This is a genomic window from Bradyrhizobium brasilense, assembly GCF_029714345.1.
Classification (GTDB): Bacteria; Pseudomonadota; Alphaproteobacteria; order Rhizobiales; family Xanthobacteraceae; genus Bradyrhizobium; species Bradyrhizobium australafricanum.
The window spans coordinates 6,296,946-6,309,525 of the sequence record NZ_CP121669.1 but is presented as its reverse complement, the minus strand read 5'-3'; the positions used below and the strand labels follow the sequence as shown (position 1 = coordinate 6,309,525).

Annotated in this window: 12 protein-coding genes; 9 read left to right on the top strand and 3 right to left on the bottom strand. The window is 64.7% G+C overall.

Annotated features, from left to right (window positions below; translation table 11 throughout):
* The first annotated feature begins 32 nt into the window (after positions 1-32).
* The 8 genes from QA635_RS29530 (at position 33) to QA635_RS29495 (ending at position 9,036) form a co-directional block, all read left to right on the top strand.
* Positions 33-1,262, top strand: a complete 1,230-nt coding sequence (locus QA635_RS29530) for a CaiB/BaiF CoA transferase family protein (protein WP_283063031.1) — start codon at positions 33-35, stop codon at positions 1,260-1,262.
* Between the two features lie 121 nt (positions 1,263-1,383).
* Positions 1,384-2,925: an ABC transporter substrate-binding protein gene (locus tag QA635_RS29525; RefSeq protein ID WP_283063030.1), complete on the top strand. Its 1,542-nt coding sequence runs from the start codon at positions 1,384-1,386 to the stop codon at positions 2,923-2,925.
* Between the two features lie 6 nt (positions 2,926-2,931).
* Positions 2,932-3,882 carry an ABC transporter permease gene (locus tag QA635_RS29520; protein ID WP_283063029.1) on the top strand — a complete coding sequence of 317 codons (951 nt, stop codon included), beginning with the start codon at positions 2,932-2,934 and terminating at the stop codon, positions 3,880-3,882.
* On the top strand, positions 3,869-4,741 hold the full coding sequence (locus QA635_RS29515; protein ID WP_283063028.1) for an ABC transporter permease: 873 nt from the start codon (positions 3,869-3,871) through the stop codon (positions 4,739-4,741). Before QA635_RS29520 ends, QA635_RS29515 begins: the two co-directional genes overlap by 14 nt.
* Entirely contained in the window at positions 4,738-5,724 is a 987-nt protein-coding gene (locus QA635_RS29510; protein WP_057017524.1) for an ABC transporter ATP-binding protein, read from the top strand. Before QA635_RS29515 ends, QA635_RS29510 begins: the two co-directional genes overlap by 4 nt.
* Complete coding sequence (locus QA635_RS29505) at positions 5,721-6,689, top strand: ABC transporter ATP-binding protein (protein WP_057017523.1); 969 nt, start codon at positions 5,721-5,723, stop codon at positions 6,687-6,689. Before QA635_RS29510 ends, QA635_RS29505 begins: the two co-directional genes overlap by 4 nt.
* An 84-nt stretch (positions 6,690-6,773) precedes the next feature.
* The gene (locus tag QA635_RS29500) at positions 6,774-7,844 is read left to right on the top strand and encodes an alcohol dehydrogenase (RefSeq protein WP_283063027.1); all 1,071 of its coding nucleotides are present in this window, start codon (positions 6,774-6,776) and stop codon (positions 7,842-7,844) included.
* A gap of 109 nt (positions 7,845-7,953) precedes the next feature.
* A complete protein-coding gene (locus QA635_RS29495; protein WP_283063025.1) occupies positions 7,954-9,036 on the top strand; it encodes an isocitrate/isopropylmalate dehydrogenase family protein in 1,083 nt (360 codons plus the stop codon).
* 39 nt (positions 9,037-9,075) lie between these two features.
* Here the strand turns inward: QA635_RS29495 and QA635_RS29490 are convergent, their stop codons facing one another.
* Both QA635_RS29490 and QA635_RS29485 read right to left on the bottom strand, forming a co-directional pair.
* The gene (locus tag QA635_RS29490; RefSeq protein ID WP_283063024.1) at positions 9,076-9,408 is read right to left on the bottom strand and encodes a hypothetical protein; all 333 of its coding nucleotides are present in this window, start codon (positions 9,406-9,408) and stop codon (positions 9,076-9,078) included.
* Between the two features lie 518 nt (positions 9,409-9,926).
* On the bottom strand, positions 9,927-10,322 hold the full coding sequence (locus tag QA635_RS29485; protein ID WP_016844123.1) for a helix-turn-helix domain-containing protein: 396 nt from the start codon (positions 10,320-10,322) through the stop codon (positions 9,927-9,929).
* 622 nt (positions 10,323-10,944) lie between these two features.
* Between QA635_RS29485 and QA635_RS29480 the strand changes: the two genes are divergently transcribed.
* A complete protein-coding gene (locus tag QA635_RS29480; protein WP_057017519.1) occupies positions 10,945-11,202 on the top strand; it encodes a hypothetical protein in 258 nt (85 codons plus the stop codon).
* Between the two features lie 51 nt (positions 11,203-11,253).
* On the opposite strand, the gene QA635_RS29475 is transcribed toward QA635_RS29480, so the two are convergent.
* Complete coding sequence (locus QA635_RS29475) at positions 11,254-12,573, bottom strand: dicarboxylate/amino acid:cation symporter (protein ID WP_283063023.1); 1,320 nt, start codon at positions 12,571-12,573, stop codon at positions 11,254-11,256.
* Positions 12,574-12,580 lie beyond the last annotated feature (7 nt).

Here is a 12,580-nt window from a genome sequence, read left to right as displayed (position 1 = left end):
TCACTTTAGGGTCACGCGACGCCGAACAACCAATGACGAAGGTGGAGGAAGCCTTGCCGACGACCATAGCCGCTGACGATGAGGGGAATTTGACACGGAGCTTCGACGGCCTTCGCGTGCTCGATTTTTCGACCACGATCGCCGGACCTCATTGCACGCGGATGCTCGCCGACATGGGCGCGGAGGTAATCAAGATCGAGCCCGCCGAGGGCGAGACGATGCGGACGCGGCCGCCGGTGCGCAACAATTGCTCGACGGCGTTCGGCCAGCTCAATATCGGCAAGAACAGCCTGGTGCTCGACCTGAAGTCGCCGGCCGGCGTCGAAGCCGTGCGCCGGCTGATCGCCACCGCCGACGTGCTGGTGGAGAATTTCCGTCCCGGCGTGATGCGGCGGCTGAACCTCGACTATGCCTCTATCCGCGACATCAATCCAAAATTGATCTTTTGCTCGATCTCCGGCTACGGCCAGACTGGCCCATCAGCGGAATTGCCGGCCTATGCGCCGGTGATCCATGCCGCCTCGGGATACGAGATGGCGCATCTCGCCTATCAGCCGGGCCGCAGCCGGCCGGACTATTGCGGCATCTACCACGCCGATGTGCTGACCGGCGTTTACGCCTTCGGTGCGATCTCGGCGGCGCTCTACCAGCGCGCCGCCAGCGGCAAGGGCCAGCACATCGACGTCTCGATGCTGGAATCGATGCTCAGCCTGACCCTGAACGAGTTGCAGTGGTCGCAATTCGAGGTGAAGCAAACCCAGCGCCCGATGTTCGGCCCGATCGAAACCACCGACGGCTACGTGATGGTGGCGATCGCCAGCGAGAAGACGTTCCAGAACCTGATGCAGGTGATCGGCCGTCCCGATTGGGTATCCGACCCGCGCTTCGCCAAATATGCCGATCGGCGGGAGAACTGGGCAGGCCTGATGGAGGGCGTGGAGGCGTGGTCGCGCTCGGTCAGCACGCAGGCCTGCCTTGCCGCGCTCAACGAGTATGGCGTGCCGTCATCGGCCTATCGCACCGTGCGCGAGGCGCTCGCCGATCCGCAGATCGCCCATCGCGGCGCGCTGGCCGAGGTTGTGGACGGCGGCGGCAGCTTCAAGGTGCTCAATCTGCCGTTCCGCATGTCCGGCGCTGCGGTCGGTGCGCGCAAGCGGATGTCGACGCTCGGCGAGCACACGCTGTCCTATCTGAAGGAGATCGGGCTCTCCGAGGATCAGATCGCAGGCTTCGCGGCGCAATCGGCAAAGAGGGGTGCGTAGTTAAGCCTGCGGCTTTTCATCCGTATTACGGTCTTGTCGCGCGCGGCGATTCCGGACAATCTGCCGCCCAACAGACGACGATCCGGAACACCGGACGTCGCCCACCTGGGAGGGAGCATTGATGAAGCTGGTCGGGCGCGCGCACGCCGTTGCGCGCATATTTCTTGTGGCGGGATTCAGTGCCGCGGCATTCGCTGCACCGGCCAATGCGCAGAAGCAGGGCGGCACGCTCAACGTTGGCCAGGAACTCGACATTCCCGGCTTCGACCCGCTCAAGGTCGGCGTCTACGACACCTCAGCCAATACCGCGGCTGCCGCAATCTTCGACACGCTGACCACACTCGACGACAAGGGCGAGGTGAAGCCGAAGCTCGCGCTGTCATGGGAGCATTCGGAAGACTTCAAGACCTGGACCATCAAGCTGCGTCCAGGCGTCAAATTCCATGACGGCACGCCATTCAACGCGAAGGCGGTGAAGGAGAATTTCGACCGCCAAAAGGATCCCGCCAACAAATGCCGTTGCGCGTTCTACATCACGAACATCATCAGCGTGAACACGGTCGACGACCTGACGGTGGTCTATAATTTCAGCGACCCGGCCGTGAACTTCCCGGCGACGCAGACCATTCAAAGCTCCAACAACGTCATGCAGTCGCCGACCGCATGGAAGACCAAGGGCGACGACTACAACCGCAACCCGGTCGGCACCGGTCCCTACATCCTGAAGTCCTGGACCGCCGGCGACCGCATGGTGCTCGAGAAGAACCCGGACTACTGGAACAAGGGCAAGCCCTATCTCGACCGCATCGTCCTGAAGCCCTTGCCGGATGCACAGTCGCGCTTTGCCTCGCTGCAATCGGGCGAGGCCGACATCATCTGGGACGACGAAGCCGATGCCGACAACATCATCAGGGCGCGCAAGGACACGAGCCTGACCGTGCATACCTATGAAGGCTCGGGGGCTGCGGTCGCTGCCTTCAACACCAAGGTCGCGCCGTTCGACGACGTGCGCGTGCGCCAGGCGCTGGTGATGGCGCTCGACCGAACGAAGATGTCGCAGGCGATTACCAATGGCCTGGCGCGACCGGCCAGCAATCCCTACGGCGACGGGTCCTGGGTGAAGTGCAAGGATGATGGCGCGCTGCCCTACGATGTCGAAAAGGCCAAGGCGTTGATCAAGGATTACGGCAAGCCGGTCGAATTCAAGATGCTGGTCACGGCGACGCCGCGCGGCCGCACCGGCGGCCAGGTGCTGCAGCAATTCTGGAAGCGTATCGGCGCCAACATGGAGATCGAGCAGGTCGATCAGGCAACGATTCCGCCGCGCGCCTTCATGCGCCAGTTCCAGCTCACGCCGTGGCGCATCGTCGATCTCGCCGATCCCGATCCGCAGATGTACGCCAATTTCCACACCGGCAGCCCGGTGGCGCTGGCGAACTACTCCAACCCGGAACTGGACCGCTTGCTGGAGCATGCGCGGACCACGGCCGACGTCGCCCAGCGCACTGAGGACTATTGCGCGATCAGCCGCCTGATCAACAAGGAAGCAATCTGGTTCTGGACCTTCCAGAACACCTACTACGCAATCTCGAGCGCGAAGGTGAAGGGCGTGCCGAAGATGTTCAACGGGGTGCTCGACGTCTCCGACGCCTGGAAGGAATAGCCTTTCATGCTGTTCTTCGTCGCGCGCAGGCTCCTGTACCTGGTACCGGTGCTGATCGCGGTCTCGGTCCTGACTTTCGTGATCGCCTCGCTGTTGCCCGGCGATCTGGCCTATGTGATCCTCGGCGACCAGGCGACGCCGGAGAACGTCGCGGCCCTGCGTCACGACATGGGGCTCGATCAGCCGATCTGGCTGCGCTACCTCGGCTGGCTGTGGCACATCCTGCAGGGTGATTTCGGACGATCCTTCCGCACCGGGCAGACGGTGCTGCAGGCTGTCAGCGACCGCGTCCCGGTCTCGTTCGAGCTGATGATCCTGGCCGAGCTGATCGGGCTCGCGATCGGCGTGCCGCTGGCGATCGCCTGCGCGGCCAAGGCCGGCAGCGCGTTCGACCGCTTCATGACCGGCTCGGCCTTCGGCATGCTGTCGGTGCCGACCTTCCTGTCCGCGATCCTGCTGATCTATCTGTTTGCGGTCGAGCTGCGTCTGCTGCCGGCGACCGGCTACGTGCCGTTCACCGAGCACCCGGTCGCCAATCTGCGCTTCATGGTGCTGCCGGCGTTGACGCTCGGGCTTGCGGAATGGCCGGGCATCATGCGCGTGCTGCGCTCCGACATGATCGCGGCGCTGCAGGAGGACTACATCGCGCTCGCCAAGGCGAAGGGCCTCAAGCCGTCGCGCATCCTGTTCGTGCACGCGTTGAAGCCGTCGTCGCTGACGCTCGTCACCATCACCGGCATCAATATCGGCCGCTTGATCGGTGGTGCCGTCATCGTCGAGTCGATCTTCGCCTTGCCGGGGATCGGCCGCCTCCTGGTCGGTGCGATCTATACCCGCGATCTGATCATCCTGCAGGGCGTGGTGCTGCTGGTTGCCGCGGGCTTCGTGATCATGAACTTCATCGTCGACATGCTCTACGCCCTTCTCGATCCGAGGATTCGCCATGGCCACGCTTGAGCTCAGCCTCGAGGAAGAGGCCGGTGCGACGCCCGCCCGGCGCCGCCGCGGGCTCGGCATGCTGTTCTGGATCGCGATCGGCTGGATGGCGCTGGTGTTCGCGGTCGCGATCTTTGCCGACCTGCTGCCGCTGCCGAGCCCGACCGACATGGACATGCTGGAGCGGCGGGCGCCGATCTCCGCCGAGCATTGGCTCGGCACCGACGGTCTCGGCCGTGACGAGCTGTCGCGGTTGATCTATGGCGCGCGCATCTCGCTGATCGTCGGCCTCTGCGCACCGATGATCGGTGTCACCATCGGCGGCGCGCTCGGCATGCTCGCGGGCTATTTCCGCGGCCGGTTCGAATCCTTCGTGGTCGGCAGCATGGACGTGCTGCTGGCGTTCCCGCCGCTGATCCTGGCGCTTGCGGTCACCGCCTATCTCGGCCAGTCGATCTTCAATCTGACCTGCATCCTCGGCGTGCTCGGCATTCCAGCCTTCATGCGGGTGGCGCGGGCGGCGACCTTGTCGCTGGCGCGGCGCGAATTCGTCATCGCGGCGCAGGCGCTCGGCGCCACGCATGCGCGCATCCTGCTGCGCGAGCTGCTGCCCAATGTGATGCTGCCGCTGCTCGCCTTCTTCCTGCTCGGCGTCGCCGTCACCATCGTGGTCGAGGGCTCGCTGTCCTTCCTCGGCCTCGGCGTGCCGCCGCCGATCTCGAGCTGGGGCAGCATGATCGGGGAGGGGCGTGAGAGCCTCGAGGTGGCGCCGCGGCTCGCCTTCATTCCGGCGATCGCGATGTTCCTGACCGTGCTCTCGTTCAACCTGATCGGCGATACGATGCGCGCGCTGACCGATCCCAGGCAGGGGGCGCTATGAGCCGGACGCTGCTCTCGGTCGAGAATGCGGTGGTCGACCTGCCGACGCCGCGCGGCAATCTGCGGGCGGTCGACCATGTCGATCTCGCCGTCGGCGCCGGCAGGACGCTCGGCATCGTCGGCGAGTCCGGTTGCGGCAAGACCATGCTGTCGCGCGCGATCCTGCAGCTGCTGCCCAAGAAGGCGAAACTGTCCGGCCGCGTGATGTTCGACGGGCAGGACCTGACGAAACTCCCGGCCGAGAAATTGCGCAAGCTGCGCGGCCGCTCGCTCGCGGTCGTGTTCCAGGACCCGATGACCTCGCTCAATCCGGTGCTGACCATCGGCACCCAGCTGATCGAGACCATTGTGGAACATCTCGAGCTCGATCTCGCCGAGGCCCGGCAACGCAGCATCGAACTGTTGGCGGCGGTCGGCATTCCCGCGCCCGAGCAGCGCCTCGCGCAATATCCGCACCAGCTCTCCGGTGGCATGCGCCAGCGCGTCGCGATTGCGGTGGCACTGTCCTGCGAGCCACAGCTCCTGATCGCGGACGAGCCGACCACCGCGCTCGACGTCACGATCCAGGCGCAGATCCTCGATCTCCTGGCGCGCGAGCAGCAGCGCCGTCACATGGCGATGATCATCATCACGCATGACCTCGGCGTGGTCGCCGGCCGCACCGACGAGGTCGCGGTGATGTATGCCGGACGCGTCGTCGAACGCGCGCCGACGCCTGCCTTGTTCAAGCAGATGCGGATGCCCTACACCGAGGCGCTGCTCGCCGCGCTGCCGAAGCTCGACGTCGCGCCGCATACGCCGCTGCCGGCGATTTCGGGGCGGCCGCCCGATCCGACCCGGCCGCTCAAGGGCTGCTCGTTCTCGCCGCGCTGCCGCTATTCCGCGGAGCGCTGCGGCGCGGAGAAGCCGCAGCTCAGCCGGGCCGAAACGCCGGAGCATCTCTACGCCTGCTTCCATCCGATCACCGCGGGGGTCCGCGCATGATGCTGCAGGCAGCACCCGATCCGCTGATGAAGGTGGAAAACCTCGTCGTCGAATATTCGGTGGGAGGCAAGACCATCCATGCCGTCTCCGATGTCAGTCTCGAGATCGCGCGCGGCGAGACGCTGGGGCTGGTCGGCGAATCCGGCTGCGGCAAGTCCACCCTTGGCCGCGCGGTGCTGCAACTGCGCCAGGCTGTCTCCGGCAAGGTGCTGTTCGATGGGCACGATCTCACCACGCTGAAGGGCGAGCCACTGCGCAAGATGCGCCGGCGCGTGCAGCTGATCTTCCAGGACCCGATTGCCTCGCTCAATCCGCGGCGGCGGATCGGCGACATCGTCGCCGAGCCGCTGGTGATCGCGGGCGTCAAGGATCCCGAGGAACGCCGGCGGCGCGTCAGCGACGTGCTGTCGGCGGTCGGCCTCGATCCGGCGCTGGTGAGCGGACGCCTGCCGCATGAATTCTCCGGCGGACAATGCCAGCGCATCTGCATCGCCCGCTCGCTGGTGCTCAATCCGGAATTCGTGATCTGCGACGAGCCGGTGTCCGCGCTCGATGTCTCGATCCGCGCCCAGATCCTCAATCTGCTGGAGGAGATGAAGGCGCGCTACGGCCTGACCCTGCTGTTCATCGCCCATGACCTTGCCGTGGTGAAGGCGGTCTCGGATCGCGTCGCGGTGATGTATCTCGGCCGGCTCTGCGAGGTCGGCCCATCGGAGCAGTTGTTTGCACGGCCGGCGCATCCCTATACCGCGCTGCTGATCGAGGCGATCCCGGTGCCGGATCCGGATGTACGTCCGACCCAAAGCGTTCCGGTCGGCGAGCCGCCGTCGCCGATCGCGCCGCCCTCCGGCTGCCGCTTCCGCACCCGTTGCCCGCGGGCCGACGCGCGCTGCGCCAGCGAAGTGCCGGAACTGCGCGTGGTTGCGCCCGGCCAGTTCGCGGCTTGCCATCATCCCCTGATCTAAATATCCGGAGGCCGACACCGCGTTTGTCCCGGACGGGCAGGCGTGGCAAGGTCCGCCGCAAGAACAAGCTACGGGAGAACAGCGATGAAGAGTTTCCAGGTCGTCGATTTCAACGCCCCCTTGAAGGAGGTCGATCAGCCGACGCCGCAGCCGTCGGGCACGCAGGTGCTGATCAAGGTCAAGGCCGCCGGCGTCTGCCACAGCGACCTGCATATCTGGGAGGGCGGCTATGATCTCGGCCACGGCCGCAAGCCGCTGTCGCTGAAGGACCGCGGCGTCTCGCTGCCGCGCACGATGGGCCATGAGACGGTCGGCGAGATCGTGGCCTTTGGGCCCGACGTCAGGGACGCCGACAAGGGCGGCCTCAAGGTCGGCGATGTCGCGCTGGCCTATCCCTGGCTCGGCTGCGGCAAATGCCCGACCTGCCTCGGCGGCGACGAGAACATGTGCGCGATCAAGCCGAATGCGCTCGGCGTCTATTGCGACGGCGGCTACGCCGACCACATGACGGTGCCGCATCCGAAGTACCTGCTCAACCTCAAGGGGCTCGATCCCGTCACGGCCGCGCCCTATGCCTGCTCCGGTGTCACGACCTACAGCGCGCTGAAGAAGGTCGAGAAGGATCTCGACACGCCGATCGTGATCTTCGGCGCCGGCGGTCTCGGCCTGATGGCGCTCTCGCTGTTGAAGGCGATGGGCGGCAAGGGTGCGATCGTGGTCGATATCGACGCCAGGAAGCGCGAGGCGGCCGAAGCCGCCGGCGCGCTCGCGACCGTCGACGGCAAGGCGCCCGACGCGCTGGAACAGCTCGTCAAGAAGGCCGGCCAGCCGATCCGTGCCGCGATCGATCTGGTCGGCAATGCCCAGACCTCGCAGCTCGGCTTCGACTGCCTGACCAAGGGCGGCAAGCTCGTGATCGTCGGCCTGTTCGGCGGCGGCGCACCCTGGGCGCTGCCGCTGATCCCGATCAAGGCGGTCACCATCCAGGGCAGCTATGTCGGCAATCTGCGCGAGACCCAGGAGCTGCTCGACCTGGTGCGGACCAAGAAGATTCCGGCGATCCCGGTCACGCCGATGCCGCTGGCAAAGGCGAACGAGGCGCTGACCAATCTGCAGAAGGGCCAGCTGGTCGGCCGCGCGGTGCTGACGCCGTAGTCTCTCTTCCGTCATTCCGGGGCACGCGAAGCGTGAACCCGGAATCTCGAGATTCCGGGTTCGATGCTTCGCATCGCCCCGGAATGACTGTTGTGTTCCGGAGAATCTCATGTCGGCCAACAACGCACTCCACATCGCCGTCCTCGGTGGCGACGGCATCGGCCCCGAGGTGATGGCGCCGGCGCTCGACGTGCTGCGCAAGATCGAGGCGTCGGCCGGCCTCAAATTTCGCTTCACCGAGGCGCCGGCCGGCGCGGGCCATTACAAGGAAACCGGCAAGTCGATGCCGGAAAGCACAATCCGGCTGTGCGAGGAGGCCGACGCGATCCTGCTCGGAGCCTGCGGCCTGCCGTCGGTGCGCTATCCCGACAACACCGAGATCGCGCCGCAGATCGAGTTGCGCATGATCTTCGATCTCTATGCCGGCGTGCGGCCCGCGCGGTTGATCCCCGGCGTATCGAGCACGATCGTCGGCGCCGACCAGCGGGGTATCGACCTCGTCGTGATCAGGGAATCGACCGAGGGCCTGTTCGCCTCGATGGGCAAGGGCGTCGTCACCGACAGCGAGGCGCGCGAGACGATGGTGATCACGCGCCACACCTCCGAGCGGCTGTTCGAGTTCTCGTTCCGGCTCGCCGAACGCCGCAAGGCGCGCGGCAAGGTCAATGGCGGGCTGACCTGCGTCGACAAGGCGAACGTGTTCAAGGCGTTCGCATTCTTCCGGAACATCTTCGACGAGACTGCGAGGCATCATCCCGACGTCAAGGCCGACCACCTCTACATCGATGCGGCCGCGGCTGCGCTGGTGAAGCGTCCGTGGGACTTCGACGTCATGGTGACCGAGAACATGTTCGGCGACATCCTGTCCGATCTCACCGCCGGTCTGATCGGCGGCATGGGCATGGCGCCGTCAGCCGACATCGGCGACCGCTACGCGGTGTTTCAGCCGTGTCATGGCACGGCGCCCGACATCATGGGGCAGGGCATGGCCAATCCGACCGCGATGATCCTGTCGACCGCGATGATGCTGGACTGGCTCGCCGACAAGCATGGACTCGAAAGCGCCGTCGAAGCCGGCGAACGGATCGAGCGCGCGGTCGACAAGGTCTACGCCGACGGCATCAAGCCGTTTGAGTTCGGCGGCAGCAACGGCACGACCGATGTCGCGAAGGCGGTGCTGGCAGCGCTCTAGCGCGGAAGGGTGAGGGGGCCGAAGCCCCCTCGCTGATGATTAGCGATGGTGTCCGCCGTGATGTCCGCCGCCGTGATGGCCACCATGATGTCCGCCGTGATGAGGGCGGTGCCCGTAATGATGCGGGCGATGGTGGAATTGCGGACGATAATGCCATCCGTGATGGCGCGGTCCGTAGTAGCCGTATGCGCCCGGTCGCCAATAGCAGCGGCCCCAGCGATCGCAGACCTGACGCACCTTGTCGACATTGGACGTTTCGCCCGCGATGTGACCGGCTTGCGGAAGCCCGTTGGGCATCGCGGATGCCGCGCCGGACATCAACGCTGCGCTTCCAAGCGCGGCGAGTCCAATAACGGCAAGCTTGATATTCATCGAGATCTCCTTGGTTGAAGCCTGAGAACGTCCATGCGGGCCACTTCGTTGCTGCGACAAAAAAGACAGGCTCGTGCACTTGGTTCTGGCGGCGCCGGTTCAACTGAGGAAATGCGGGAGTTATGAGGTCGCCTGATGTGCGGGCGACAATTGGCCGCGCGACAGAATAGCGACGCATTGCGCGCGCATGCGCTGCGCGAGATGGGCAGTCGGAGCGCGAGCTGGAAAAGCGCGGCGAGCATGCGCGGCGATCTGCGCGCATGCTCACGTGGAGCGATGAGATCATGACGCGATGCTCGTCGCCGCTTCATGACCGCGCATCCGGCGGGGACTGAAGCTATCCGCCTGGATCACAAAATCTTGAAAGACAGAAGCGCCTCAAGAAAAAGCGCTGCCATCGGCGATGGCAGCGCTTCGACATCTTCTCGGTCCGACCGGCGTGTGCGGCCACAGCGGCCGGCGACCGGCCGTTGCGGTGTGGTGGGATCGCGTTCGCGGCGCCGCGACCCGATCCGCGCTCAGTCTTCGTTGGCGGCGATCGATTCCATCAGCGACACCAGCTGACGCTGCACCGTCTGATCCTTGATCTTGCTGTAGGCGCGCAGCAACCGGAGGCTGAACGCGCTGTCGAGGAACAGCAGGCTCTCGACTTCGCGAGCCTTGTTGTCGCCGTCGTAGAAGAAGGTGACCGGCACATCCAGCGCCGTCGCGATCTGCTGAAGGCGGGCAGCGCCGACACGGTTGACGCCCTTCTCGTACTTTTGAACCTGCTGGAAGCTGACGCCAAGCTTGTCGCCGAGTTCGGCCTGCGAGATCTTTTGCTCGACACGGCGCAGGCGAATCCGCTTGCCCAACTCAATGTCCGGCTTGCCGGCACTGCGCTGCTTCATCTTCTTTGCTGCTGATCTGTTCATTCTTGTGACCCGTCCTTCAAATCGAGAATCCCTGGCCCGGCTGGGTCAGGGACACGTTCATGATGTACCGCGTTAAGCTCGAGTGGATCGCCAGTTCGTCGGAACCACGAAATCCAGGAAGATCGCGGGATGGTATCCAACCGCAAAAGCGCATTGGAAACACCCTAGTACCAACTCGGTCGACTACCTGAAGTCGACCGCGCCAAGGTGTCTGTCGACACCCCGCCCTCTACATTTGGCAAAATATTGACCAAACCACAACTAGCGCGAGTTTGATCGACACAGATTTTGCGCACATGCATAATAGGCGTCAACGCACAGCGCCCGTAGTTCTACGGGCCGCTGTATTGTACGGGCGTCGTTGCGTGGATGCAACCCCAGCTAGTGCAGCCTGAGGTCGAGAAGTGGCCGGCGAGTGCTTGACTGAATCATCCGATTTGCAAGAGTTTGACGTAAGTCCAAGTCAGGCTTTCGGAATGTTGCTGGACAATTGCCCAAAAGTTCTCAATCATCTGGAACAAATGTGTGCCTACGACAAGCCGGCGAACTCTGGCGGGAGGGGCCAATGAAGCGAAAGAGGGGAACGCCTCGACTCTACCTCGCGGCTTCGGGAGTTGAAGATATGCCGGTCGCAAACACGGAAGAACGGTTGCTGGCGCTGCTCGCAACGCTGGAGGAATGTCAGGCGTTCCTGACTGACCGGGCGAACACGGAGACGGCACGGCTGTTGTCCCTTGCCATCCTCGAGCTTCGGATGGAGCTCCACAAGGTCACGGATTCCGAGCTGAAGGCCCTCTGTGACATGATCGCTTCGGATGAGCCCGTGCTGGAACAATCGACGGCCCGGCAACTGCCGCCGTATTTGAGGCTGATCAAGTAAGTCAGCGCCCCGCGCCACGCGCGGGACGCTGCTCGGCTTGGGACGCGCGGCTCAGCCCGCGGTCACGTCAACCGCCTCGGCGCCTTCGAGCACGCGACGGGCCTTGTCGCGGTCGAGGTCGCCTTCCCATGCCGCGACCACGACGGTGGCGACGCAGTTGCCGATCAAATTGCCGACTGCGCGCGCCATGCCGATGAACCAGTCGACCGAGAGCACCAGCACGAGGCCAATCGCCGGGATGCTCGGCACGGCGTTGAGCGTCGCCGCCAGGATGACGATCGCCGAGCCGGGCACGCCGTGCGCACCCTTCGAGGTGATCAGCGACACGCCGAGCACCAGCATCAGGTCGCCGAACGACAGCGGCGTGTTGGTCGCCTGCGCGATGAACACGACCGCAAGCGTCAGGTAGATCGAGAAGGCGTCGAGATTGAAGGAATAGCCGGTCGGAATCACGAGGCCGACCACCGAATCCTTGACGCCGAAACGCTCCAGCTTGCGCATCACCTGCGGCAGCACCGCGTCGGACGATGCGGTGGCGACCACGATCATCAGCTCCTCGCGCAGGTAGCCGAGGAATTTGAGGATGTTGATGCCGGCGAGCGCCATCACGGCGCCGAGCACGCCGAGCACGAAGATCGCGACCGACACGTAGAACAGCGCGACCAGCGATAGCAGCTGCTTCAGCGAACCGACGCCGTATTTGCCGACCGTATAGGCGACGGCGCCGAGCACGCCGATCGGAGCGAAGCGCACGATCAGGCCCATGGCGCGGAACAGCACGGTCGAGACCGCGTCGATGAAGGAGGAGATCTTCTCGCCCTTCTCGCCGCCGACCAGCGCCAGGCTGACGCCGAAGATGATGGCGAAGAACAACACCTGCAGCACGTCGTTGCGCGACAGCGCGTCGAACGAGGTGGTCGGGATGATGTTGAGCAGGAAGCTGCCGATGCCTTCGCCCTTCAGCTTCTGCGCGTTGCTGGCATAGTTGCCGAGCGCCTTGGCATCCAGCGTCGAGGTGTCGATGTTCATGCCGTGGCCGGGGCCGAACAGATAGGCGAGCAGCAGGCCGACCACGAGCGCGACCGTAGTCATCGCCTCGAAATAGACCAGCGCCTTGACGCCGACCCGGCCGACCTTCTTGAGGTCGCCGGCACCGGCGATGCCGTGCACGACGACGCAGAACACGATCGGCGCCACGATCATCGAGATCAGCTTCAGGAAGGCATCGCTGAAGATCTTCAACCCGATCGCGAAATCGGGCGCGGCCATGCCGATGACGATGCCGAGCAGCAGCGCGACAAGCACCTGCAAGAACAGTGATGTGTAAAGCGGCTTGCGCGCAACTGTCGCTTCCGCTGTGATGGTCGACATGACTTCC

Coding starts and splice junctions, on each gene's coding strand:
- QA635_RS29530 (WP_283063031.1), top strand. CDS start 33: ATGACGAAGGTGGAGGAAGCCTTGCCGACGACCATAGCCGCTGACGAT.
- QA635_RS29525 (WP_283063030.1), top strand. CDS start 1,384: ATGAAGCTGGTCGGGCGCGCGCACGCCGTTGCGCGCATATTTCTTGTG.
- QA635_RS29520 (WP_283063029.1), top strand. CDS start 2,932: ATGCTGTTCTTCGTCGCGCGCAGGCTCCTGTACCTGGTACCGGTGCTG.
- QA635_RS29515 (WP_283063028.1), top strand. CDS start 3,869: ATGGCCACGCTTGAGCTCAGCCTCGAGGAAGAGGCCGGTGCGACGCCC.
- QA635_RS29510 (WP_057017524.1), top strand. CDS start 4,738: ATGAGCCGGACGCTGCTCTCGGTCGAGAATGCGGTGGTCGACCTGCCG.
- QA635_RS29505 (WP_057017523.1), top strand. CDS start 5,721: ATGATGCTGCAGGCAGCACCCGATCCGCTGATGAAGGTGGAAAACCTC.
- QA635_RS29500 (WP_283063027.1), top strand. CDS start 6,774: ATGAAGAGTTTCCAGGTCGTCGATTTCAACGCCCCCTTGAAGGAGGTC.
- QA635_RS29495 (WP_283063025.1), top strand. CDS start 7,954: ATGTCGGCCAACAACGCACTCCACATCGCCGTCCTCGGTGGCGACGGC.
- QA635_RS29490 (WP_283063024.1), bottom strand. CDS start 9,408: ATGAATATCAAGCTTGCCGTTATTGGACTCGCCGCGCTTGGAAGCGCA.
- QA635_RS29485 (WP_016844123.1), bottom strand. CDS start 10,322: ATGAACAGATCAGCAGCAAAGAAGATGAAGCAGCGCAGTGCCGGCAAG.
- QA635_RS29480 (WP_057017519.1), top strand. CDS start 10,945: ATGCCGGTCGCAAACACGGAAGAACGGTTGCTGGCGCTGCTCGCAACG.
- QA635_RS29475 (WP_283063023.1), bottom strand. CDS start 12,573: ATGTCGACCATCACAGCGGAAGCGACAGTTGCGCGCAAGCCGCTTTAC.